Raw genomic sequence first — 24,166 nt, forward strand, 5'->3', positions numbered from 1 at the left:
GCCTCCTCAGTCACGCGGCGCCCGTAGTGCGCCGCCTGAGGAGAATCCGTGCGAAACATGAACCTTGACCGACCGGCGGGTGATCGCCGGGCGTCCCGGACGCGGCAGATCGCCTCAGCGCTCACTGTTCCCCCAACAGACCTTGTCCATCACACTGTTGGCCGTTGAACCTGAGCAGTGCTCACCTCTCGTCCCCATGGAGACACCCCCACCATGAGAAGACTCATCGGCACCCTCGTGGCCGGCGCGCTCGCGCTGACCGGGCTCGCCACCGCCGGCTCGACCCCGGCGGCAGCCGCCACCTCGGGCACCTTCAACGTCCTCACGTACAACGTCGCGGGCCTCCCCGAGCTGCTCAGCTCGGGAAACCCCGAGGTGAACACCCCGCTGATATCACCGCGTCTGGGCGCGTACGACATCGTCAACGTGCAGGAGGACTTCAACTACCACGCGGCGCTGTACGCGAACGACAACCACGCGTACCGCACGGCGACGAGTGGCGGAGTGCCCTTCGGTGACGGTCTCAACACCCTCTCGGACTACGCCTTCCAGGACTTCGAGCGGGTGCAGTGGAACGACTGCACCGGCACCAACTGCCTTACCCCGAAGGGCTTCTCGCTGGCCCGGGTGCGGCTCGCCGAGGGCGTCTACGTGGACGTGTACAACGCCCACCCCAACGCGGACGACACCGACGAGGCGCACGCCGCCCGCCGGGCCAACATCTCGCAGCTGTCCGCCTTCATCCAGGCCAACTCCGCGGGCAACGCAGTGATCGTCGCGGGTGACACGAACACCCGGTACACCCGCGCGGGCGACAACATCCGCACGCTCGTGGCGGACAACGGCCTGACGGACGCCTGGGTCCAGCTGGTGAAGGGCGGTGTGCAGCCGACGCAGGGCAGTGACGCGCTGCTCTGCCCGACGACCGCGCCGACGAACGACTGCGAGGTCGTCGACAAGATCTTCTACCGCGGCAGCAAGCTCGTGAACCTCTCCGCGACCCGCTACAACAACGAGTGGGCGTCGTTCCTGGACTCCGCGGGCGCCAACCTCTCCGACCACTTCCCCCACACGGTCGACTTCTCCTGGACGCTCCCCTCGAACCTGCGCGCGAGCGACTTCTTCGGCGGCCCGCACGGTACGGCCTTCAGCGACGCCGACGACCTCCCGGCGACCCGCTCGCCCCGCACGCTCACCCTGCGCGGCGGCTCCCGGCTGGACGCGGTGTCCCTGACGCACGACGGCGGCACGACCCTCACCCACGGCGGTACGGGCGGCACGGCCACCTCCCTCACCCTGGCGTCCGGTGAGCACCTCACCTCGGTGAAGCTGACACAGGGACAGAAGGACGGCAGGACAAGGATCTTCTCGGCGGCGTTCACCACCGACAAGTCCCGCACCCTGACCTCCGGCACGGCCACGTCGGACACGACGACGTTCACGGCACCGTCGGGCTGGCAGATCGTCGGCTTCACGGGCCGCTCGGGCGACGAGATCGACAAGCTGGGCGTGGTGTACGCGCCGATCGGCTGAGTGCCGCCCTCTCCCGTTGTCGCCGGTCGGTCAGTGTGCCGGTACGGCGGCAACGAGAGCCGGGGGTTCCGTCCTCGCGGCGGGGGACACAAGGGCGCGGTAGCCCGGCCGGGCGGGCGGGTCGGGCAGGTCCAGGGGGCGCCAGGAACGGGCGTACGACGGGACCCTCTGCCCGCCCGAGAGCAGGAACGCGACCGGCTGCCGTACGCCCGCCCCGGCCAGTGCCTCGGGCGTGATGGAGGCGTCATGGCCGGTGGCCTGGCGGGAGGCGCAGCCCAGGAGGAAGGCGATCCGGACCGCGTCGTCGCCGGTGAGGACGCACGGCGGCCGTACGCCCTGGGCGCGCAGTACGGCGGCGACGCGGGCGTTGGCGGCGAACGTGGCGCGGGCGCGGTCGGTCACGCCGTCGAGGACGCGGTACTGGACCGCCAGATGTACGGCGAGGGCCGCGACGACGAGCGCGACGACTGCCGGGCGTCGGCGTGGGCGGGCGCAGACCCGGACCAGGGCGTACGCGGCGGGCAGGGCCAGCAGGGCGTACGCCGGGAGCAGGAACCGGGGTGCCGCGTAGCCGACGGTGAACAGGTAGGGCGCGGCGAGCGTCGCGCCGACCGCCGAGGCCAGAAGGATCGGGGTGCGCTGCCCGGTGCGGGCCGCCGCACGGACGCCGCCCGCGACGACCAGGGGCAGCGCGAGGAACCACAGGGCGCCGACGGGGTGGCTCAAGGAGCCGTCGCAGGGGCGGCACAGGGTACGGCCGCCCAGGGCACGCGCGTGGTCGTCGACGGCGAAGTACCAGCCCAGGTGCCCCTGGATCTCGCTGGCCCGCGCGAGCCGGGCGCCGAGTCCGCCGTATGCCGCGTACGCCTCGACGACCCACTCGGCGCAGCCGAGCACGGCGGAGCCGACGAGGACGGCGAGCAGCAGCGTCCTGCGGCTGTTCCGCACCGACAGGGCGGCCACGGCGAGCGGCAGGGCCAGCCATACCGCGTCCGTCGGGCGCATCAGCGCGGCCAGTGCCGTGCCCGCGCCCAGGCCGATCAGCGCGCGGCGGTCCCCGGGATCGCGGACGGCGCGCAGAAAGCAGCCGACGGCCGCGAGCGCCCCGAGGGCGACCCAGAGGTTGGGCATGGCCTGCGGACCGTAGAAGACCGTGACCCACAGGCTCGCGAACAGCGCGCCCGCGACCGCGAGCACGGGAACCGGCAGCAACTTGCGCCACACCCACAGAGCCACGAAGAGCCCGCAGCCGGAGAGCAGGGCGAGGTAGACGCGGAGCGCCTCGGTGGAGGTGGTCCACGCGGCGACCGGTGCCACCAGGAAGGTGATGCCCCGCGCGCGCGGAGCGCTGAAGAACGCCGCCGGGGCTTGTGGGCTGATCTGACTGACGTACACGGTCTCGTCCCAGCCGAGCCCCACGCCGGGGACCGCGAGGGCCAACTGGACGAGGGTGAAAGCGCCGGCCACGGCCAGCAACCAGGGCAACGGGCGTGCGGGCGCCGTCGTCCGGGGGCCAGTGCCCGGTCCCGGGGCCGCCTCCCGCGCCTCGGGACGCAGCACGCCGCCTTGATGCCGCGCGAGAGAGACCGAGCGTGATTCCTGCATGGCCTCCACGCTGTGGGCCGGGGGAAGGGCTCACCACGCGGGGGCAGGCAGTCGGCGGAATGAAAGCACCGGCAAGGGTGCGAAGGGGCTCATCGACGGCGTACGGGCCCACGTCCCGTAAATCATTGCGCCCCGGGCCTTCCCAGCCGGTAACTTCAGGAGGATGAGTGATCACTACGACGTGCGCGGCTCCGGCCCCGTCCTCCTCATCCTCCCTGGCGGCGCCGGACATCCCATGGGCCTCGACGACTTCACGGCCCGCCTCGCAGAACGCTTCACCGTCGTGACGTACGACCCGCTCGGCCTCGCCCACGGCCAACTCGGCAAGCCCGTGGGGGAACAGCGTGTCGAGTGGTGGAGCGAGGGCGCGGCCCGGGTGCTGGACGCGGTGCTGCCCGAGGGCGAGTCCGCGTACGTGTTCGGCACCAGCGCCGGTGCCGTCCCCGCGCTCGACCTGGCGGCCCGGCACCCGGACCGGCTGCGGCACGTGGTCGCGCACGAGCCGCCGGTCGTGGGGGTCCTGCCCGACGCCGAACGGCAGCGGGCCATGTTCACCGACGTGTACGACACCTACCGCAAGCACGGCCTGGAGGCCGCCGCGGCCAGGATGAACGCGGGCCTGGAGGAACGCCCGCCGACTCCCCCGGAACCGGGCCCGGAAGCCCAACCTCTCTCCCCCACCGACGAGTTGGCCAACCCGATGGCCCTCATGATCACCCGCGTCCTGGTGCCGTTCACCTCCTACGACGCCGACCTCGCCGCCCTCTCCTCCGCCCCTCCCCGGCTCACCCTCGCCGCGGGAATCGACTCCGTCGACCAGCTCCTGTACCGCACCGCCACGATCCTCGCCCGCCGCACCGGGAACGCCCTCCGCCAGTTCCCCGGCGGACATCTCGGGGGACTCACGCACTCGGCGGAGTTCGCCGCACGACTCACGGAGACACTGGTCCCGGTGGGCTGATCCGGTTCGGTCGCGCGCATCCGTGGCGCTGGTGCCCCAGGGCCACCACTTCGTCGTACGAGGGTGCCTCGCCCTTCGGCACCCGCCCGGCCCGGATGTCGGTGAGCGCCTCCACGGCCGCGCCGAGCGCCCGCCGGTAGAGAAGCGAACCGAGGCTGACACGGCGTACACCGAGGTCGCCGAGCCGAGCGACGGTCGGTCCCGTGGGCGAGTAGAGGATGTTGAGCGGCACGTCGAGGCTCTTCACCAGCGCGCCGATCTGATCCGGGTCGGTCAGCCCGGGCACGAACACCCCGTCGGCGCCCGCCTGTTGGTAGGCGTCGAGGCGGGCCATGGTGTCCCGGGCCAGGTCGGGAGACCGGCGGTCGCCGAGCCAGTGCGTGTCCGTGCGGGCGTTGACGAAGAGGCCCGGGGCGGCGGCCTTGACGGCGACGATCTTCGCGGCGTGCAGGGCGACCGGTCCGAGGCCGCCCTCCCCGTTTCCGTCCTCCAGATTGATGCCGACGGCGCCCACGACGGACAGCTCCCGCGCGAACTCCCCCACCCGGCAAGGGTCTTCGCTGAAACCGCCCTCGGCGTCGACGGACAGCAGGAAGTCCTCCGTGCCGAGATTCAGGGCGAGTTGGAGGGTCTGGTCGCGGGTCGCCGCCGTACCGTCGGGCAGCCCGACGGCAGCGGCGACACCGAGACTCGTGGTACCGACCGCCGCGAAGCCCTGGGCGGCGAGGGCGACGGCCGAGGCGTGGTCCCAGGCGTTGGGGAGCAGGATGGGCTCGTCGCGGTGGTGGAGGGCGGCGAAGGCGGAGGCCGGGCCTGAGGGGGTCATGCCGTCACGGTAGGGGCGCGACCGTTCGGCGCCCGCCGAACCGTACCCGCGCCGCGGCGAGAAACCCGTCCGATCCGTCTACGAAAAACCCGTCCCATCCGGCGGCAACCTTTCCCCTCCCCCCGGCAACAGACAGGTATGACTTCAGCACCACTCCCCCGCACCTCCGCCCACCGCCGCACCCACGCGGCCCGCAAGCCCCTGATCGGCGGGCTCGCGGCGGCCGGGCTGCTCGCCGGCGCCTGGTACGCGACCGCCGGGGCGGCGACCACTGCGACGCCCAGTCTCGCCATCACGACCACCTCGGTGACGCTGCCGGCCAAGTTCCCCTACGTGTCGGCCGGCTACAACAACACGCGTGAGTGGACGCGGACGGCGACAGCGGTCGCGCCCAACGGCACGATGCGGGTCGCCTGGCCGGCCTCGGACGGTGTGCACGTGACCCCGCTGACCACCGCGGGCAAGCGTGCGGGCGGCGACGCGATCATCAAGGGCGCCAAGGAGGTCGGCGGACTGGTCGCGCACAACGACGGCTTCGCGCTCCTCACCCGGGTCGCCGACACCAACAAGTGGAAGGAGACGGCGGCGGCGCTGGTCCGCTTCTCCCAGGGCAAGGAGGCCTGGCGCACCAAGCTCACCGGCACCGCGTCCAACGACACGTCGCCGACCCTGGACGGCCAGCTCACCTGGAACGGCTCCAAGTACGGCGCCTACTTCGTGGTGCACGGCGCGGGCGGCTTCGCCGACGGCCACTTCGGCGACAAGCTGTCGTACCTCAGCTCCAAGGGCGCGAAGCTCAGCGGCGGTTGGGGCTGGGGCTGCTCCCACAACGAGGGCATCGCCCTGCACGCCGAGACCACCGGCGCCTTCACCTCCCTCTGCTTCGACGACTGGCGCTCGGGCCTGTTCGTGTCGACGGGCATCGGCGCCCCCGACAACGCGCCCACCGTGCAGCGCGAGCAGTGCTGGGCGGGCTACTGCGGCGGCACGTACGCGGGCCGCACCGGTGACCTGGTGAAGTCGTCCACCGGCCGCTACGCCACCGCGTACGGCTCGCGCGGCTCGGCCTCCGCCGCGAAGAACCCGGACGACGCGAGCGGCCGGGGCTGGACGGTGAAGCCGAGGTGGAGCACGCACCAGGCGGCGGTGTCGTTCCTCAAGAACCGCAACTCCCCTGCGGGCAAGGCGATTTACCTGACGAACTCGCCGGGTACGGAACACGTCAACGTCCGGGTCGCCCCGTACGGCAAGGACCGGCTGCTGGTCTCCTGGGAGTCCCTGAAGAACGCCAAGTGCGCGAGCGGCACCTGCACCGGCACGTTCACGGGCACGCATCTGCGGCTGATCGACTGGAACGGCGTGTACAAGACGCCGGACAAGGTCGTGCAGGCGCGCATCACCGGCGACATAGCGGTCCTGAAGAACGGCTCGCTGACCTGGGCGTACGCACCGGTGACCCCGACGTACGCGACCCCGCTGAACGGCGCGTCCCCGACCACCGCGACGCTGCGGATCGCCCGCCTGGCCCTCTGAACCGGACGGGCACGGCAAGTGGTCGAACCTGGAGCGCCCCGGTTCCGGTCGGGACGCTCCAGGGGTTTTCGGGCGAGTCCGGGGCGGCTCTACCGCACCCCGCCCCGCGGAACCAACCGCTGCGCCACCAGTTCATCGCGCACCAACTCCGCGTACACCGTGGCCCCATGGACGGACGTGTGCGTGTTGTCCCGCTTCTCGTTGTAGAGGTACAGCGCCTTGGAGCCCTCGACGCCGAGGGACTCCACCAGCGCCTTCGTCTGAGCCGTCAGGTCGATCAGCGGCACCCCCTGTGCCGCCGCCACCGCCCGGATCACCGCCGGGTGGTCGACGCCAAGTCCGTTGACCAGCAGGGCGGTTCCGTTGTTCAGGGTGCCGTCGGCGTTGAACCAGCGGCGCACGATCGGGGTCACCAGTACCGGGTTCCCCCCTCGCTCGCGGATACCCGCGACGAGTGTCTCCAGGTTCGCGCGGTACGTCGGTTCGTCCGTCTGCTTGTCGTTGTGGGCGAGTTGGACGAGGACCAGGTCACCGGGCCGGATCAGCGGCTGAACGGTCGGGAAGAGCGCGGAGTTGGCGAGGTAGGTGACCGTACTCTCCCCGGAGTCCGCGTAGTTGGCGACGGACAGACCCTTGCGGAGGTACTGCGGGAGCTGCTGGCCCCAGCCGGTGTACGGGTCGCCGGGCTGGTCGCAGACGGTCGAGTCGCCGACGAGGAAGATCTGCCGGGTGTGGCGGCTTGCCGGGGTCACGCGGATGTCGGCCAGGGCCGGCGCCGAGCCGCCGAGGACCAGGTCGAGGCCGGGGGTGCCCTCGGGGCCGGTCGGTTCGCCTTCGGGCGCACGGACGTTCACGGTGAAGCTGCGGGCGACCCGCTCGCCGGCCGCCGTGGCCGTCTCCGGGAGCAGCGCGCGCCGGGTCTCGCCGCTGACGGCCGTACTGGCGGCGGCCTCACCGCCGAGCAGCACCCGGACGTCGTAGGTGCCGGGCGCGACGTCGAAGTGGCAAGCGGTGGCTGTGCAGTTGGCGATGCCCAGGGCGTGCGGAGGGCGTGCGTGGGCGGCGGCCGGCACGGCCGACAAACCGGCGGCGGTGCTCAGGGTCACGGCTGCCAGCACGGCACGGTTGAAACGTCTCATCGCGGCTCCCACAGCAGTCCTCCGTCGCTCGACAAGGCCCAGCGGCAGGACCGTACATCGTCCGACAAGCGCTTTCTAGATGCCTGCACGATTTCACACAACTGCCAACTTCCTTACAACGAAAGCCCTTTCGCGAAATCGATTCAACTGTCACTCTTCCGAAAACCACACCCCCCACGACCCGCACCCGCACACCCCCACACCTCCGAAGGAGGCACCCCCACATGTCCTCAGCCAACGACAGACACGCCGGGCCCCACCTCGGCCGCCGTGCGCTCGTCCTCGGCGCCACGGCCACCGCCGCCGGACTCGCCCTCCCCGGCACGGCGCAGGCGGCGACCTTCGGCTACACCGACGACGGCACGAACTACGTCATCGACACCGGCGCCAACCTCGTCTTCAAGGTCCGCAAGTCCAACGGCGATCTGTCCTCGCTGGTCTACCGGGGTACCGAGTACCAGGGCTACGGCGGCATGAACTCGCACATCGAGTCCGGCCTCGGCACCTCCACCGTGACGATCACGCAGTCCGGTTCGACGATCCTGGTCAGCGTCACGTACGGCACGCTGAAGCACTACTACGCGGCCCGCAGCGGCGAGAACAACGTCTACGTGTGGACCAACAAGGCCGACACCTCGGTCTCGGCGACCCGGTTCATCCTGCGCGTGAAGGCGGGCCTGTTCCTCAACGACGAGCCCGATTCCTACACTTACGCGCCGACCACCATCGAAGCCTCGGACGTCTTCGCGAAGTCCGACGGCCAGACCCGCTCGAAGCACTACTCGAAGCTGCGGGTCATGGACTACAACTACGTCGGCTGGACGACCGGCAGCGTCGGCCTGTACGTCGTCCGCAGCAACCACGAGAAGGCCTCCGGCGGCCCGTTCTACCGCTCGCTCCTGCGCCACCAGAGCGCGGACGGCGGCGGTCTGTACGAGATCCTGTACTACGGCCAGAACCAGACCGAGGACCAGCGCTTCGGCCTGCAGGGCCCGTACGTCATCGCCTTCACGGACGGCGCCGCGCCCTCCTCGTCGCTGTTCCCGGGCACGCTCACCACCTCGTGGGCGGACTCGCTCGGCATCTCCGGTTACGTCGCGGCGGGCGGCCGGGGCCGGGTCGCGGGCGTCGGGATCACCGGGCGCAACACCGCGTACGCGTACACGGTCGGGATCGCCAACTCGGCGGCGCAGTACTGGGCTTCGGCCCGCGCCTCCGACGGCTACTTCTCGATCACGGGCGCCCTTCCGGGTACGTACACGCTGACCGTCTTCAAGGGCGAACTGGCGGTGTACACGACGTCGGTGACGGTCACGGCCGGCGGCACGACCACGCTCAACTCGATCGCGATCCCATCGTCGAACGACCCGAGCAACGCGAGCGCGATCTGGCGGATCAACGACTGGAACGGCACGCCGAGCGGCTTCAAGAACGCCGACCTGATGACGTACGCGCATCCGTCGGACGTCCGGGCCGCCTCCTGGACGGGCAACGTGGTGATCGGCAGCGGCACCGAGACGTCGGCCTTCCCCTGCTACATCTGGAAGGACGTCAACAGCGGTCTGCTGGTGTACTTCAAGCTGACCGCGGCGCAGGCCGCCGCCGCGCACACCCTGCGCATCGGGGTGACGACGGCCTACGCCAACGGCCGGCCGCAGGTCGTCGTCAACGACACCTGGACGTCGGCCATCCCGTCCCCGCCCACCCAGCCGAACACCCGGTCCCTGACCAACGGGTCGTACCGGGGGAACAACAACACGTTCACGTACAGCGTGCCGGCGAGTGCGTGGCTCACTGACACCAGTCAGTACAACGTGCTGAAGATCAACGTGGTGAGCGGGTCGGGGACGACGAGTTATCTCAGTGCGGGTACGGCCATCGATGCGCTCGATCTGCTGAGCTGAGCCGAGCGCTCCGCTGGATGGGCGGTTCGTCGGCCGCGGGCCCGGTGGGGGCTGGTCGCGCAGTTCCCCGCGCCCCTGTCGGGGCGCTGTCGCGCGCCCAGCTCCACCGGCCCGCTCTACTGACTGACCATCATGTTCCGCGTGTCCACTGCTGGTTCGTTCCGCTGTTGCAGGTGTAGGTGATGACGGCGGCCGAGTCGGCGGTGGACGCGCCGTTCACGTCGAGGCACTCGCCGCTCGCGCGGGAGACGACGTTGACGTAGGAGCCGGTGGTGGTGAGTGACCACTGCTGGTTGGTGGCCGAGGAGCTGCAGTTCTCCTGTGTGACCGTGCCGGCGTTCTCCTGGACGCACAACGAGCTGTTGCGGACCATGAGTTGGTAGTAGCCGGTCGCGACCGACTTGAACCAGTACTTCTGGTTGTTGCCGCTGTTGCACGTGTACTGCTTGATCTGGGCGCCCGCCCACAGCGACTGGCTGGTCACGTCCGCGCACTTGGAGGAGTGGCGGGCGATCAGCGTGTTGTACGTGGCGCTGGTACCGGTGATCGTGCCGGTGGCCGTGTCGAGGGTGACCTCCGGGGACCAGGACATGGACATCGTGGTCGTCGTCGGGAAGCTCAACGGCAGCCAGACGTAACGGGAGTCGTTGACGGTGCCGCCGAAGGAGTTGCCCCAGCGGTCGCCCATGTAGAGGTAGGAGGTGCCCGAACTCCCCTGCACGGGAAGGACGTACGCGGTCTGCGAGCCGTACGTCGTCGAGTCGCCGACGTTCGCCATGGCCGTCCACGGGCCGGTGATGCTGGTCGCGGTGGCGTACTGCTGCTGATTGGGGCTCCAGCCGGTGGCGCCCGAAGTCAGCATGAAGTAGACGCCGTTGCGCTTGAAGAGGGCCGGGGCCTCGCGGTGGCCGCCGTGCCAGGGGTCGGCGACCAGGGCGGCGATGCCGGTGTAGTCGGCGGTGAGCCGGTAGATCTGGAGGTCGTAGTTCTCGCGGGCGGCGGAGATCATGTAGCCGGTGCCGTCGGTGTCCACGAACACCGTGATGTCACGGGACATGTGGGTGTCGAGCGGGCGGAAGCTGCCCTGCCAGGTGTAGTCGCCGTCGACGGTGTCGGACACGGCGACGGCCGCGCGGGCCTCGCTGTAGTCGGCGCCGTTCTCCTTGTGCATCCACATCACGTACTTGCCGGTGGCCGCGTTGTACATGACCTTCGGCCGCTCGATGTTGGCGGTGGCGAGTTCGGAGGCGCTGGACTGGGTCAGGACGTGGTTGCGGAACTCCCAGTTCTTCAGGTCGGTGGAGCGGTAGGCGTCCACGTACTGGAAGGTGTTGTCGGCGTTGCGGTGCTCGCCGAACCAGTAGTAGTAGGAGCCGACCTTGATGACTCCGCCGCCGTGGGCGTGCAGGGGGCTGCCCGAAGTGTCGGTGAACTGGGTGCCGTTGGTGATGGTCACGGCGGCGGCCTGGGCGGGTCCGGCGGTGGCGAGGGCGCCGGCCAGGGCCAGACAGAGGGCGAGAAGAACCGCGTACACACGTCTCATGAGCCACTCTCCAAGAGTGAGTTGACCTGCGTGCCTGTCTGCGTGTCGGCGACGGGGACGCCGAAGTCCGGTGTGCCGTCGGTGTTCCAGCCGAGCTTCTGCACCCGGGTGTGACGGTTGGGGTCGTTGAGCGGATCGCCGACGATGTCCTTGTACTGCCGTGCGTGGTAGACGAGGACGTCGGTACGGCCGTCCTCGGCGATGGTGAAGCAGTTGTGGCCGGGGCCGTACTGCTTGGTGGTGTCGTTGCTGGTGAAGACGGGCGTCGGGGACTTGGTCCAGTTGGCCGGGTCCATGAGGTCGGCGCGGGCGTCGATGGTCAGCAGGCCCATGCAGTAGTTGAAGTCGGTGGCGCTCGCCGAGTACGACATGAAGATCCGGCCGTTGCGCTTGATGAACGACGGCCCCTCGTTGACCCGGTAGCCGATGCGCTCCCAGTCGAACTCGGGTGTGGTGAGCCGGATCTGAGGTCCCGTCAGAGTGAGCGGGTCGGCCATCTTCGACAGCCAGACGGCGGTGTTGTTGTCCATGCCGGGCTCGTGCTGCGCCCAGGCGAGGTAGCGGGAGCCGCGGTGGGTGAAGGTGGTGGCGTCGAGGGAGAAGGTCTCCCAGGCGGTCTTCAGCTGCCCGCGCTCGACCCAAGTCCCCTTGAACGGATCGGGGTTGGCGTTCTCCAGCACCCAGATCCGGATGTCCCAGATGGCCTCGGCGGGCGCGGAGGCGAAGTAGACGTACCACTTGCCGTCGATGTGGTGGATCTCCGGCGCCCAGATGTGCGCACCCATGACCCCCGTCGCGTGCTTGCGCCAGATGACGGACTCGTCGGCGGTGGCGATCCCCCGGATGGTGCGGGAGCGGCGCAGGATGATGCGGTCGTACTCGGGGGCCGTGGCCGTGAAGTAGTAACGGCCGTCGGTGTGGCGGTGGATGTGGGGGTCGGCGCGGTTGCGGACGAGGGGGTTGACGTAGGGGGCGGCCGTGACACAGGGGGTGCCGGCCGGGGCGGTGGCGGCATGCGCGGCGCCGCCGATGCCGGGAACGGTCACCAGGGCGCCTGCGGCGAGGGCGCCCTTCAGCAGGGTTCTCCGAGCGGAGGGGAGGGGGGAGTCAGCGGACGGACGATGGTCGGCGCGGCTCATACGGGCTGCCTCTCGGGGGTGGGGCACGAGATGTTGGCGTGTGTGCGTATGTGGGGGTTGACACGAGAAACGTTCGTAATTACGAACAAGATCTGTCATTCCGAACGCCGAAAAGGTAAGCGTGTGTTACGGGAAGGTCAACGGGTCGGGAGAGACCAAAACAGCCGATCAACTTTCTGTTATTACCCGGGAGTCCGTTCCGTCTCCGGCGATGTGCACAGCCACTCCCCCATCACCAGCCCCGCCGCCGCTCCCGCCCACAGGACGGTGACGGCTGCAGCGGCCCTCGCGATGACCGCCCTCCTGCTCGGCGCCCCGCCCGCCTCGGCGGCCGGCCCCCGGGACGCCACCGCCGACGTACTCGCCGGCCGGGACGTCACCCTCACCGGCGACACGGTGGTGAGGGTGCCCGCCGGGACGACGACGTACGACGGTGTCTTCCGCGGCGAGGGCACCCTCACCGTGCGCGGCACGGGCACCCTGATCCTGACCAAGGACAGCGACTTCACGCTGCCCAGGTCACGGCAGGGCCAGAAGGTCGGCATCCCCGGCGGCAACCACCCGTACGTCACGGTGACGAACCCCGACCCACCTGCGGTGACGGTGGAACGGGGAGCCACGCTCCAGTACGGCAACGGCGGCACGACCGGCCTGATCGGCCACTTCCCGTACAACACCCCGGCGTTCCGCCTGAACCAGGACAACATCAGGGTCGACGGCACTCTGCGGCTGTCCCTGAAGAGCGCGTACAACCTGGGCACGATCAGCGGCAGTGGCCTACTGACGCAACCCCGCTTCCTCTGGGGCACCTGGGACCTCTCGGGCACGCACTCCTTCTCCGGCGTGATCGACAACGGCACTCAAGTGAACGCGGGACGACCGGAGTTCGCGACGTCACTCCCCCGCGTACGCAAGGTCCTGAACCAGGGCACCTGGACGGTCGACACACCGCTCGGCCAGACGGTCACGATGGGGATGGACTTCTACCAGCGCGAGTACGGCAGCGACATCAACGTCCAGTCCCGGCCGGGCTCGAAGGTGGTCCTGACCGGCCAGTACAGCTGGTCGAACCAGGGCGGCGACACCAACCCGTCCCTGAGCGACCCCGCCCTCAACTGGACGCCGGCCCGCAAGAACGTCAACAAGCGCGGCACCAACATCAAGGGCGCCAACGTCCAGTGGGGCAACGGCACGACGAACAAGATCTTCATGCCGGGTACGGCCGAGACGGTCTACATCAACCTGCTGGCGGCGAGATCCCGTTCACTCCTGACGTTCGACTACAACGGCCCGGTGACGCTGGGCGCCCCGATAGGCGGCGGCCGCTTCCACGACACGCTGTCCGCGCCCGGTGCCGGGGACATCGTCATCAGGGGGACACGCGGCAACGACGTCACGTTCGCGGCGGTGCAGTACTACGACGGCTCGACGACGGTCGAGAAGGGCGCGGTACTCCGCCTGGGCAGCGGAAAGACGGGTGGCGACGGCGGTCTGTACACGAAGGGTTCGCTCTACAAGGTCGTGAACAACGGCTCGTTGGTGGTACGGAACACGAGCAAGGCGGTGACGCTGTCGCGGGTCAGCGGCAGCGGCTCGTTCACCCAGTCGGGCGCGGCGACGACGACTCTGACGGGGACTGGAGTGACGTACAGCGGCAGCACGACGGTCTCGAAGGGGACGCTGGCGCTCAGGGGCGGGACAACTCTGGCCAACAGCAAGGCGATTCGGGTTACGGCGGCGGGCGCACGGCTCGACGTGGGCACGGCGGGGCTGCGCGTGCGGAAGACACTCACCGGTTCAGGGACGGTGAAGGGCTCGGTGACCAACGAGGGCGTGGTCGCGGGCGGGTTGACGGTGACGGGTGGATACACGCAGGCCGCGAAGGGCGAACTGGTGCTGCGGGGGCGGCCGTTGAAGGTCGGCGGGGCGGTGCGGCTGGCGGGGGCGCTGGACCTGTCGGCGGCGGGAGCGGCTTCCGGCTCCGCGCCCCGCACGATCAAGGTGCTCGACAATGCCGGGCGCGCGAAGACCACGGGTGCGTTCAGTGGGCTGAAGGAGGGCGCCGCGTTGAAGCTCGGCGCCACGACGTACCGGATCAGTTACCGGGGCGGCGACGGCAACGACGTGGTCCTGACGGCGGCCGCCAAGAGTGCGTCGGCGACGGCGAGTTCGGGGGCCCGCTCGGGATCTGCGGCGGGGTCGGGGTCGGATTCGGTGACGTCTGCCGACTCGAACACCAACTCCGCTCCGGCGGCGGCCAGTTCGGGGCTCGGCTTCTGGCCGTACGCGATGGCGGTCGGGCTGTTGGCGGGGCTGATGATTCCGGCGGCTCGGAAGGTCCGGGGGCACGGGAGCGGGAGCGGAAGGCGACGGGGCGGGCGGCACGCGGCGTAGGACTGACTCCGGGCGGCCGGGACCTGTCGGTACCGGCCGCCGCTCCGGATACTGGGGGCATGGAATTCGCCGTCCTCATGACCCTGCCCGGACTGGTCATCCTGCTGACCGTCATGGCCTTCGTGGATCAGCTACTGCTGCGGGCCGGGCGAGCGGGAATGCTGCCCTGGCGGAACAGCGCCCGGCAGGGCCAGATATCGGCGACCGGGTTCGAGCAGCTGCACGCGACCTTCTCGCCCGGCAAGCAGAACGAACTCAAGGAGCGACAGTCGTCATTGCTGATGCGGGACGACGAGGAGGACGGGGCGCCGCCGAACCGGACGACGGTGGATCTGGAGGGTGGGGTCGCGGTCGTCCGGATGCGGCAGGCCGACCGGTAGGACACGGACCGGTAGGGCACGGCTCGACCTGAACCGGCGCCACCGGCAAGGGACGACCGAGGCCTACCTGACTGGCAACCCCGAGAAGGACCAGGCGATCGTGAAGCTCTCGCCCGGCAAGCAGGGGAGCAACGCGGCGTACAACTACGTCGACGAGCTTACGAAGAGGAACGCCACGTAGTCACCGTCGTCGCAAGGACTGCGGGACTGTGGGACTGCGGGGTATCGGGTACTCGGTACCGGATCGGTGCCGTCGACGGACGACGTACGACGTGGTTGTACGCCGTACGGTGGCGACCGACAGTTCTTGCCCTTCAGGAGACCCCGTGCCCCAGTCCGTCCACTTGGTGGCCACGCTCGCCGCCCCTCGTTCGCTCTCGCGAGCCGATGACGCCCCCTACCTGGTGTATTCGGCCGCCACGCGACTGCTTGTGCAGCGGGGCGACACGGAGCTGGTCGTACAGGAGATCGGGCCGTCGGCCGCAGCCTGGGCCACGGCTCCGGAGGTTTCCTTCCCGGCGCCCTGGCCCCGCAGGTTCGGCACAGCCACGGTGTCCCCCGCCGGGGACCTGGCTGTCTTCGCGGGGGTGCACGCGCTGCGGGCCGTGGACCGGTCGGGGAGCGTGCGCTGGGAGCTGAGACACCGGTGCTGGGCAGGCTGCGCGGGGCACTCGACGTTCGAGGAGTACGCGGAGGACCGTGATCACCGGTACGCGGGCAGCGGTTCAGCCGGTTTCTCCGCGGACGGGAAGCTCGTCTGGGCACACATTTGCGGCCAGCTGATGCAGGACCGGCTCGACAACAGCGAGACGGCGGAGGAATGGCTGGTGATCGACGCTGCGGACGGATCGGTGCTCGCACGCGCCGAGACGGACACCGCGGCTGCCGGATCGTTTCACTACGTGTCGCCGAACCCGGGCCAGATGGGCCTGAGTATCGGCGAGGGCCAGGACGGGTCCCCGCTCAGATGGGGCCGCTGGGACGGAGGCACCCTCACGGTGGATCGCTTCAATGACGAGGACCGCATCCTGATGGCGGTGAGCCCGTCCGGCGACCGACTGCTCACGGTGACCCACGACCAGGACACCCTTGCCGTCCATCGGGTCGACGACGGCTCCGTGGAGGCCGAGCTGGACGCCGACACAGTTCCCCGACATCCCGAATCGGAACCAGAGGACGACGAGGCCGGAGCCTTCTTCGACTACTACGGCGGCTTCGTCGACGAAGGGACCGCCGTCGTAGGCACGGTCGAGAGCGACGAGGAATTCGGCCGGGGACGACACTGGCTCGTCGACACCGCGCCCATGCGAATCGCCGACGAGCTGATCTACCCGTATCCCGTGTCCGGCCCCCCGACGGCCCTCGGCGACGGGACTTGGTACACCCAGTCCGCCACCGAGAACGCGCTCCATGTCTGGGCCCTGCACGACATGGACTGAGCGGGCATGTCGGCGCCCCCGAAGTGCGCACCCTCTCCCCGCAGTACTCACACCGTTAAGGAGCAGTGCACCTTCCATTGAGCGGCATCTCGCCATGGGCATGGCATTCTCCCGATCATGTCACCCTGGAGAACCACACTGAGACTGACCGTGCCCGCAGGGCTCGCCGCACTCACCCTCGCCACGACCGGTGCCCTGTCGCCGGCGTCCGCAGCGACCGACTGGTCCTACCGGAACGGCTATGGCTCGTGCCTCAACGTGGGGGGATGGGGCAGCAACGAATACGTCATAACGATCGACTGCTACGACACCACATCGCAGCTCTTCCACTGGGGCTCGGAGTCGAACACGTGGCAGGGGCACACGATGCGCCGACTGGTGAACAACTACAGCGGCAATTGCCTCACCACGGACAACGCGACCGAGTTGAACGCCGTCTGGATGAGCCCCTGCGGAGGCGGCCGTTCCGGACAGTTCTGGACTGCCGACGATGGCCGCATTCAGAACCAGAACGGGAACTTCCTCATCGGCGATGACATCGGTCCGCTCAATACCGTCCGGGAGTTGGGCACAGGAGCCGCATTCCAGTGGATCGGGTCCACGCACTGAAGTACGGGCTTCTCTCAGTAGCAGGCGTCTGAAGATGCCTGCTACTGAGCCAACTCCGGGATGACCGGCGTGATCACGCTCTGCGTGCCCGCCCGAGACGTCGGTTTCCCCCACGGCGTCGTCGATCCGGCCCCGGACATGAGCTGCCGGCGGCGCTTGCTTTCACGGCGGACGTAGGGTCATGCCTATGCGCCTGGACCTGCCGTCGATACGCACGGAGCATCCCCAGAACGCCGCGCTGTTGGACTTCCTGAGGGCGCAGGGCGCCTCGCCACGCGGACCGAACGACTACGCGCTGGGCGAATGGCAGCTGCACACGCACCCCGATCTCCTGGACAGGTTGACCGAGTTGGCTCCGCACGCACCCCTGCATGCCGCCTACGGCATCCCGCTCTTGGCATACGAGGGCATCGCGGCCGCCGCTGCCCTGGGAACCTCAACCCTGCTGGTGCGCCTGCCCGCAGCGCCGACGAACCTGAAAGTCGACGCACCCGTCCCTTCCCTGGCCGATCACGGATGGCAGGGAGTCGACGCCTGGCAGAGCGAACTCCCTTCCGCCGAGGGACACCGGAGACTCTCCGGCACCATCCAAGGAGCCCTTGCCCACGCCCGGGACCTCACCTCATAAGGGTGTTCTGGGTAACCGGTGTTGGGGCCGCGATCCGGTCCTCGCCCCTGAATCACCAGGATCTCAACGCCCGCTGGGCGGCCCCGGAAACCCGAGCCCCAACGCCAGCTCCCGCGCCTCCGCAGCCCACCCCGCCAGAAACGCGAGCACCAACCCCCGCTGCCGGTAAAGCCGTTCCGCGGACACCGCCTCCGCACCCCCGTAACCGACCTGCCGCTCCTCCCCCGCACGCGCCAGCATCAGCCCGGTGATCCAGTCGTACTTGACCGCCGAGGCGCACACCCCCAGCCGTACGAGCCGCTCGTCGCCCCGCCAACCGCCCTCGCGCAGCCCCTCCACATACGCCTCGTACACCGCCGACGCCAGTTCGGGCAGGCGGGCGGCGGGCAGGAACAGGTCGAAGAAGGTGTCCGGGATGTAGTTGCCGATGTCCTCGCCGAGCGCGCCGTCTCCGGTGAAGGACCAGTCGAACAGGGCGCTGTTGCGGCCGGTCGTGCGGAGGTTGGCCGGCCAGTGGTCGAGGTGGTTCAGGGCTCGTGGCAACGTCTCCATGATGTGCAGGAACCACTCGCGGTCGTGGTGCAGCCGGACCATGTCCTTGCGCAGACCCGGCGGGAAGTGGTCGCGGATCAGAGGCTGTTGCCACGCCTCGTCGTCGTCCAGGAGTTCCTGGCCGAGTGTGTTGCTGCCGACGTACTCCCGTAGGAATCCGCGTGACAGCCACGGCTGGTCCGGCGTCTCGCCCACCGAACCCTCGGCAGCTCCTTGTGCCGCGCCCAGGCGGCGGGCGTGTGCTGCGTGGCTCGGGATGCGCCACCGCGTGGCCGGTCTGCCACGCAGGCGCTCCAGCCACAGCGCGACATCGCCGTCCGCGCGTTCCACGCAGGCCAGCAGACGGGGTGCCCGGATGCCGTACGACCGCCATGCCTGCGCCAGCCCCGACTCGTACACGTGGGCCTCGCGGCGCCAGTAGTTCCAGTGCCGTGGGTCGTCGGAGGCCGCCCACCTGGCCTCCGACTGCTTCCGACGGGTGAGGACCTTCAGGACCGCGTGCCTCTCACCGGCGCTTACCGTCCATACGCCTGCCGTGACGCCGTTCTTCGGGTTGTGCGTGTTCGTCGCGAGGAACATGGGCCCGGTGAACGGGCCCAGGACCTCACGCACTTCGGCTTCCGTGAAGGGGATCTCCGACATGACCCCAGGTTAGGCGGCACAGGAACGGCACACCGGGGTCCAGCCCTGACGCCGCAAGCTACCGGTTTGCCCAGGTTCGCCCCCAGGAGAAGACTGGCCATGTCGGAAGATTTCGAATGTGCGCGCGACTTCAGGGAGTAGTCATGTTCGTACGCGCGGTTTATGCGACCGGAGATCCGGCCAACATCGACACGGCCATTGAGGGGCTCAACACCGAAGGCCGGGAACTGGTCGCGCAGCAGCCAGGATTCCGCGGCTTCGGCATCTTCGTGGACCGGGAGCTCGGAAAGCTGTTGGCGTCCAGCTGGTGGGAGACGGAGGAGGCCCGGAGGAACAGCGACGAGGCCTTGCGCGAGCGGCGGGCGGCGCTCCTGGAGCGGTTCGCGGCGACGACAACGACCGAGAACTTCGAAGCTGTGGTCGTCCACCAGGTCCGGCAGCCCGAGGCAGGCGCGGGACTGCGGATCACCAGGGTCGAGTTCGACCCCTCGGACGCGGATCTGTTCGCCGAGACGTTCCGGGCAACGGTGATCCCCAAGCTCGAAACGCTCCCGGGACTGGCCAGGGCGTCCCTGCTCCTCAACCGGGACCGGGGACGCGGGCTGGTCGCCGCCGTGTTCGCCGACCGCGAGTCCCTTGCCGCGTCCCGCGCGGGCCAGGCGGCGGCCCGGCATGAGGGCGCCGCCAAGGCACATGTCACCGTGACCGGGCTGGAGGAGTTCGAGGTCGTCTTCTCCGACGTGCGGAGCGAGTGAGGCAAGTGAAGCGGGCGAGTGAGGTCACGCGGGCTTGATGCCCGGCGTGTCCTCGGCGCCGACCGCCTCCGTCGTCACCTGCCGCCCCCGCATCCACACGTACACCGGAATCCCCGCGAACAGGAACAGCACCCCCTGATACACCGCCGCGTACCCCGCCCCCGCGATCAGCCAGAACGAGAACGCGAAGGACAGGGCGGCGACGATCAGGTCGCGGACCAGGCCTGCCGGGCGGACGCGGTCCCGCGTGCCCTTGGCCAGCCAGTACAGCTGGGCCGCCGCCGAGAAGAGGTACGGGACGCAGCCCGTGAACGTCGTGATCAGGACCAGGACGCGGAACGTGGTGTCCGGGCCCGCCGTGTAGTTGAAAGCGATGAGAATCGTGCCGAGGACCGCGCACGCCCAGACGCCGAAGCCCGGTACCCCGCCCTTGCCCACCTTCGCGAACGGTGCCGGGAAGAGGCCGTCGCGGGCCGCCGCGTACGGCATCTGCGCGGCGAGCAGGATCCAGCCGTTCAGGCAGCCCACGATCGACGCCACCGCCACCAGCGCGATGGCCGTGCCGCCCCAGCTGCCGCCGGTGATCACGTTCACCGCGTCGGCGAAGGGGGCGCCCGAGTCGACCAGCTTGTCGTGCGGGACCAGGCCGAAGACGGCGACCGTGCCGAGGATGTAGACGAGGGCCGAGCCGAGGGTGCCCAGGACGCTCGCGCGGCCCACGTTGCGCTCGGGGTCCTCCACCTCGCCCGCACTGATCGCCGCCGACTCGACGCCGAGGAAGCTGTACAGGAGCAGCGCGGCCGAAGCGGCCAGAGCCCCCGGCACGCTGTCGCCCGACGCGTTGAACGCGCCGAAGTTGTCCGTGTCCATGAAGAACAGGCCGACCGTGGCCACCACCAGCAGCGGCACGAACTTCAGGATCGTCGACACGATCTGTACGCCGCCCACCCACCGGGTGCCCGCGAAGTTCGCGGCGGCCGGCAGCCAGAGGGCCAGGATCGCGACCAGCGCGCCCAGGGCGTGGTTGTCGTTGAGAGGGATCAGTACGTCCACGTAGCCGACCACCGCCACCGCCAGCGCGGCGATGCTGACCCAGGTCATCGTCCAGTACGACCACGCCGACAGGAAGCCCGCGAAGGGGCCGAACGCGTCGCGCGGGTACACATACAGGCCGCCGGTGACCGGGCTGCGGCGGGCCAACTTGCCGAAGAGCAGGGCCAGCAGGACCGCGCCCACCGACAGGACCAGGAAGGCCAGCAGGCTCACCGAGCCGTACGGGGCGACCGTGGCCGGCAGGACGAAGATGCCGCCGCCGATGATGTTGCCCATCACGAGCGCGGTGGCAGCGGCCAGGCCGAAGGTTCGGCGGCTGGGCGGCGACTTCTCGGCCGTCTCGGTCGGGTTCAGCTCCGGCTCGTCGGACTCGACGGTACTGGGCGCAGTCATGACACTTCCGGTCAGCGGGGAGGGGTGGGGAGGGCGTGATCGTAACTCGGCATCCCACAATGTGGGCCATCTGTTCATGTACTGGACACATACGGTCGCCGGGCCCACTGTGGACTAGCGTCGAGGCATGACCAGCGAGACCAGCGAAACCTCCTTCTCAGCCGCCCTCACCTCGGGCTCCCCCCTCGTCCTCGACGGCGGTATGTCCAACCAGCTGAGGTCCGCCGGGCACGATCTGAGTGACGAGCTGTGGTCGGCGCGGCTGCTCGTCGAGCAGCCCGAGGCGATCGTCGACGCGCACCTCGCCTACTTCCGGGCGGGCGCCGACGTCGCGATCACCTCCAGCTACCAGGCCACCTTCGAGGGCTTCGCCAAGCGCGGCATCGACCGGGAGCAAGCCTCCGAGCTGCTCGCGCTGAGCGTCGAGCTGGCCCGCGAGGCCGCGCGCCGGGCGGACGCGGAGCGGTCCTTGTGGGTGGCGGCGTCGGTCGGGCCGTACGGGGCGATGCTCGCGGACGGGTCCGAGTACCGGGGGCGGTACGGGCTGAGCGTCGACGAGCTGGAGCGTTTCCACCGGCCGCGTGTGGAGGTGCTGGCCGCGGCCTCGCCCGATGTACTGGCGCTGGAGACCGTTCCGGACGCCGACGAGGCCGAGGCGCTGCTGCGCGCGGTGCGTGGGCTCGGGGTGCCGGTGTGGCTGTCGTACAGCGTGGCCGGGGAACTGACGCGGGCCGGTCAGCCGCTCGCGGAGGCGTTCGCGTTGGCCGCCGACGCGGACGAGGTCGTCGCGGTCGGCATGAACTGTTCTGCGCCCGAGGACGTGGAGGGCGCCGTGGAGTCGGCGGCCCGGGTGACCGGGAAGCCGGTCGTGGTCTACCCGAACAGCGGCGAGGTCTGGGACGCCGACGCCCGTGCCTGGCACGGCAGTTCCACCTTCTCCGCCGGTCAGGTGACGGGCTGGCGGGACGCGGGGGCGCGGCTGATCGGCGGGTGCTGCCGGGTGGGGCCGGGGGCGATCACGTCGATCGCCCGGACGCTGAACCCGGCGTGACTCCCACCCTGAACTTGGCGTAACTCCCGTGAAGCATGGGCTCAATGAGGGCTTCACGGGCCGGTGATGGAGTCCGGGGCGAACCCGTACGCCGATCACGGAGGCCGTGGTGACCGAGCCGCCCACGCAGGACCAGTTGGACGCCTATGTACGGACCCGGCTGGCGTTGGCCGGGTTCGATCTGTCGCTCCTGCCCGAGCAGGCAGACCCCGCCACCGGAGTCCCGACACGCTCCCAAGTCCTCGCCTCCCTGCGGGCGTTCGTCGCCTCGACCCCCGGCGCGATATCCGGCTGGACACCGCCCGCCACCGACCCGGCGTACGCACAGCAGGCCTCGCCGCCACTCCTGTACCCGTCCATCACCGAGGCGTGGACCGGAAAGGCGGGCGACCGGACATGAGCAGTCCCCTCAAGAGATCCATCAACAGATCCATCAACCGGCGGATATTCCTGGCGAGTTCGGCAGCGCTGGCGGGCGGACTCACCATGCAGACGGCAACTCCCGTGCACGCGGCCCCGGTTGCCGACCGCACCTCCGGCCCCACCCTCGACCCCACCATCGACCTCGACATCGACGTACGGCAGGCCGCACGCAACGACCCGTCGGAGGCAACGCTGGCCGAGGCCGCCGTGCTCATGCGGCGCGGGAAGCTGAAGTCGACGGAGCTGACCGAGGCGTACCTGGAGCGGATCGAGCGGTACGACGGCACGTACCAGGCGTATGCGGAGGTCACCGCCAAGAACGCGCGTGCGGCGGCCCGGCGCGCGGACCGGACGCCGGCGGGCAGGCGCCTCCTGCACGGCATCCCCCTCTGCATCAAGGACAACTACTTCACGGCGGGCGTGCCCACCCGCTGCAACTCCCTCATCTTCGAGGACTTCGTGCCGGACACGGACGCCACGGCCGTGGCCCGGCTGAAGGCGGCCGGCGCGTTCGTGCTCGGCAAGGGCCAGATGGGGCCGCTGGCCACCACCCGCGCCACGAAGCCGAACGGCACGGTGACGACGGTCAACGCGTGGACGCCGGACGACCCGTCCGTCGACCCGGGCGGTTCCTCGACCGGCCCCGCCTGTGCGGTGGCCGGGCGGCTCGCCTCCTCGTCGATCGGGACGCAGACCGGCGGCTCGATCGTGCTGCCGTCCAACCAGCAGAACCTGACCGGCCTGAAGCCCACGATGGGCCGCGTGTCCATCCATGGCGTCATCCCGCTCTCGTTCACCCGCGACCACGCGGGCCCGCTCGCGCGCGACGCGATGGACGCGGCGATCATGCTCCAGGTCCTGGCCGGACCGGACACCCAGGACCCGCGCACCCTCGGCCTGCCCGCCGTACCCGACCTGATCCACGCCGCGACCCCGGTCGTGGCGAGAGGCGGCAAAGTACGTCTGCGCAGGGCCACCCGTATCGGCGTCCCCGCCGATTTCCTGTCCGCCCAGCGGGAGTTGAGGACCGCGTTCCTCACGCGCCTGGACGCGATCCCGGGTGTCACGCTCGTCGACGTCGCCTACCCGGACGACTGGGCCCTGCTCACCGGTACGTTCAACGCGGCCCGACTCGCCGAACGTACCGAGCCCTTCCGGCACTGGCTGCGCACCGATCCCACCAAGTTCGGTGTGTCACTGCTGAGTTGGCTGCAAGGGCTGATGCTCTCGGGCGACGAGTGGATCACGGCCCAGCGCGCCAAGAACCACCTGCTCAGAGAGGTCCTGGATGGCGTGCTGACCACCTCCGACGTCGTCCTCCAGACCGGCCCCGTCCCCTTCGACATCCTCGGCCTGCCCGAGATCGGCTTCCCCATCGGCTTCGACGGCGACGGCGTACCCGTCGGCACGATCCTCGGCGGCCAACCGTACGAGGAGGACCGGCTGTTGGAGGTCGCGGCGGCCTATCAGGCGGTCACCGACTGGCACACCCGCAGGCCGACCGACCCGACTCCGGCAACCGCCCGAAGCTTCGGCGCCACGACCGCCCGCCCGCGCATCTCGGCGGAGGAGGCGGCAGCGGGTTCGGCGTAGAGCGGCGTAGAGCAGAGATGGAGGGGGCGGTCACGGTGAAAGTTTCGGTTCCGGGCCCCTCGTCCTCCCGC

At 69.9% G+C, this 24,166-nt stretch carries 20 protein-coding genes; 13 read left to right on the plus strand and 7 right to left on the minus strand.

Annotation, left to right across the window (positions count from 1 at the left end):
* Positions 1 to 213 precede the first annotated feature (213 nt).
* Complete coding sequence (locus ACWCRB_RS15030) at positions 214 to 1,533, plus strand: jacalin-like lectin (RefSeq protein WP_450996450.1); 1,320 nt, start codon at positions 214 to 216, stop codon at positions 1,531 to 1,533.
* Between the two features lie 30 nt (positions 1,534 to 1,563).
* On the opposite strand, the gene ACWCRB_RS15035 is transcribed toward ACWCRB_RS15030, so the two are convergent.
* The gene (locus ACWCRB_RS15035; protein WP_450996451.1) at positions 1,564 to 3,138 is read right to left on the minus strand and encodes a hypothetical protein; all 1,575 of its coding nucleotides are present in this window, start codon (positions 3,136 to 3,138) and stop codon (positions 1,564 to 1,566) included.
* 163 nt (positions 3,139 to 3,301) lie between these two features.
* Here ACWCRB_RS15035 and ACWCRB_RS15040 point away from each other — a divergent pair, with 163 nt between their 5' ends.
* On the plus strand, positions 3,302 to 4,099 hold the full coding sequence (locus ACWCRB_RS15040) for an alpha/beta fold hydrolase (protein ID WP_450996452.1): 798 nt from the start codon (positions 3,302 to 3,304) through the stop codon (positions 4,097 to 4,099).
* Here ACWCRB_RS15040 and ACWCRB_RS15045 read toward each other — a convergent pair.
* A complete protein-coding gene (locus ACWCRB_RS15045) occupies positions 4,071 to 4,925 on the minus strand; it encodes an isocitrate lyase/PEP mutase family protein (RefSeq protein WP_450996453.1) in 855 nt (284 codons plus the stop codon). The two genes, ACWCRB_RS15040 and ACWCRB_RS15045, sit on opposite strands and share 29 nt — an antisense overlap.
* 138 nt (positions 4,926 to 5,063) lie before the next feature.
* Between ACWCRB_RS15045 and ACWCRB_RS15050 the strand changes: the two genes are divergently transcribed.
* A complete protein-coding gene (locus tag ACWCRB_RS15050) occupies positions 5,064 to 6,458 on the plus strand; it encodes a hypothetical protein (RefSeq protein WP_450996454.1) in 1,395 nt (464 codons plus the stop codon).
* A gap of 89 nt (positions 6,459 to 6,547) precedes the next feature.
* On the opposite strand, the gene ACWCRB_RS15055 is transcribed toward ACWCRB_RS15050, so the two are convergent.
* A complete protein-coding gene (locus tag ACWCRB_RS15055) occupies positions 6,548 to 7,597 on the minus strand; it encodes a rhamnogalacturonan acetylesterase (RefSeq protein ID WP_450996455.1) in 1,050 nt (349 codons plus the stop codon).
* A 224-nt stretch (positions 7,598 to 7,821) separates the two neighbouring features.
* On the opposite strand from ACWCRB_RS15055, the gene ACWCRB_RS15060 reads away from it, so the two are divergent.
* Complete coding sequence (locus tag ACWCRB_RS15060) at positions 7,822 to 9,501, plus strand: rhamnogalacturonan lyase B N-terminal domain-containing protein (RefSeq protein ID WP_450996456.1); 1,680 nt, start codon at positions 7,822 to 7,824, stop codon at positions 9,499 to 9,501.
* Between the two features lie 130 nt (positions 9,502 to 9,631).
* On the opposite strand, the gene ACWCRB_RS15065 is transcribed toward ACWCRB_RS15060, so the two are convergent.
* Together ACWCRB_RS15065 and ACWCRB_RS15070 are read right to left on the minus strand one after the other, a co-directional pair.
* Positions 9,632 to 11,044 carry an RICIN domain-containing protein gene (locus ACWCRB_RS15065; RefSeq protein WP_450996457.1) on the minus strand — a complete coding sequence of 471 codons (1,413 nt, stop codon included), beginning with the start codon at positions 11,042 to 11,044 and terminating at the stop codon, positions 9,632 to 9,634.
* Complete coding sequence (locus ACWCRB_RS15070; protein WP_450996458.1) at positions 11,041 to 12,183, minus strand: glycoside hydrolase family 43 protein; 1,143 nt, start codon at positions 12,181 to 12,183, stop codon at positions 11,041 to 11,043. The genes ACWCRB_RS15065 and ACWCRB_RS15070 overlap by 4 nt, the downstream gene beginning before the upstream one ends.
* A gap of 291 nt (positions 12,184 to 12,474) precedes the next feature.
* Here ACWCRB_RS15070 and ACWCRB_RS15075 point away from each other — a divergent pair, with 291 nt between their 5' ends.
* The 5 genes from ACWCRB_RS15075 (at position 12,475) to ACWCRB_RS15095 (ending at position 17,633) form a co-directional block, all read left to right on the plus strand.
* Positions 12,475 to 14,577, plus strand: a complete 2,103-nt coding sequence (locus ACWCRB_RS15075; protein WP_450996494.1) for an autotransporter — start codon at positions 12,475 to 12,477, stop codon at positions 14,575 to 14,577.
* Positions 14,578 to 14,636: 59 nt separating this feature from the next.
* The gene (locus ACWCRB_RS15080) at positions 14,637 to 14,957 is read left to right on the plus strand and encodes a DUF6191 domain-containing protein (protein ID WP_369030494.1); all 321 of its coding nucleotides are present in this window, start codon (positions 14,637 to 14,639) and stop codon (positions 14,955 to 14,957) included.
* Between the two features lie 326 nt (positions 14,958 to 15,283).
* Complete coding sequence (locus tag ACWCRB_RS15085; RefSeq protein ID WP_450996459.1) at positions 15,284 to 16,396, plus strand: hypothetical protein; 1,113 nt, start codon at positions 15,284 to 15,286, stop codon at positions 16,394 to 16,396.
* Between the two features lie 117 nt (positions 16,397 to 16,513).
* Positions 16,514 to 17,005 (plus strand): hypothetical protein, encoded by a 492-nt coding sequence (locus tag ACWCRB_RS15090; RefSeq protein WP_450996460.1) that lies wholly within the window; start codon positions 16,514 to 16,516, stop codon positions 17,003 to 17,005.
* A 187-nt stretch (positions 17,006 to 17,192) separates the two neighbouring features.
* Positions 17,193 to 17,633 (plus strand): hypothetical protein, encoded by a 441-nt coding sequence (locus ACWCRB_RS15095; protein ID WP_450996461.1) that lies wholly within the window; start codon positions 17,193 to 17,195, stop codon positions 17,631 to 17,633.
* A 63-nt stretch (positions 17,634 to 17,696) separates the two neighbouring features.
* On the opposite strand, the gene ACWCRB_RS15100 is transcribed toward ACWCRB_RS15095, so the two are convergent.
* Positions 17,697 to 18,827, minus strand: a complete 1,131-nt coding sequence (locus tag ACWCRB_RS15100; protein WP_450996462.1) for an aminoglycoside phosphotransferase — start codon at positions 18,825 to 18,827, stop codon at positions 17,697 to 17,699.
* Between the two features lie 143 nt (positions 18,828 to 18,970).
* Here ACWCRB_RS15100 and ACWCRB_RS15105 point away from each other — a divergent pair, with 143 nt between their 5' ends.
* Positions 18,971 to 19,582, plus strand: coding sequence for a hypothetical protein (locus tag ACWCRB_RS15105; protein WP_450996463.1), 612 nt, complete (start codon positions 18,971 to 18,973; stop codon positions 19,580 to 19,582).
* 24 nt (positions 19,583 to 19,606) lie between these two features.
* Here ACWCRB_RS15105 and ACWCRB_RS15110 read toward each other — a convergent pair whose 3' ends face one another.
* Complete coding sequence (locus tag ACWCRB_RS15110; protein WP_450996464.1) at positions 19,607 to 21,028, minus strand: amino acid permease; 1,422 nt, start codon at positions 21,026 to 21,028, stop codon at positions 19,607 to 19,609.
* 127 nt (positions 21,029 to 21,155) lie between these two features.
* Here ACWCRB_RS15110 and mmuM point away from each other — a divergent pair, with 127 nt between their 5' ends.
* The 3 genes from mmuM (at position 21,156) to ACWCRB_RS15125 (ending at position 24,095) form a co-directional block, all read left to right on the plus strand.
* Positions 21,156 to 22,079: a homocysteine S-methyltransferase gene (mmuM, locus tag ACWCRB_RS15115; RefSeq protein ID WP_450996465.1), complete on the plus strand. Its 924-nt coding sequence runs from the start codon at positions 21,156 to 21,158 to the stop codon at positions 22,077 to 22,079.
* 109 nt (positions 22,080 to 22,188) lie between these two features.
* The gene (locus ACWCRB_RS15120) at positions 22,189 to 22,479 is read left to right on the plus strand and encodes a 3'-5' exonuclease family protein (RefSeq protein WP_235474088.1); all 291 of its coding nucleotides are present in this window, start codon (positions 22,189 to 22,191) and stop codon (positions 22,477 to 22,479) included.
* Positions 22,476 to 24,095: an amidase gene (locus ACWCRB_RS15125; RefSeq protein WP_450996466.1), complete on the plus strand. Its 1,620-nt coding sequence runs from the start codon at positions 22,476 to 22,478 to the stop codon at positions 24,093 to 24,095. The genes ACWCRB_RS15120 and ACWCRB_RS15125 overlap by 4 nt, the downstream gene beginning before the upstream one ends.
* Positions 24,096 to 24,166 lie beyond the last annotated feature (71 nt).

The organism is Streptomyces sp. NPDC002156, from assembly GCF_053593675.1.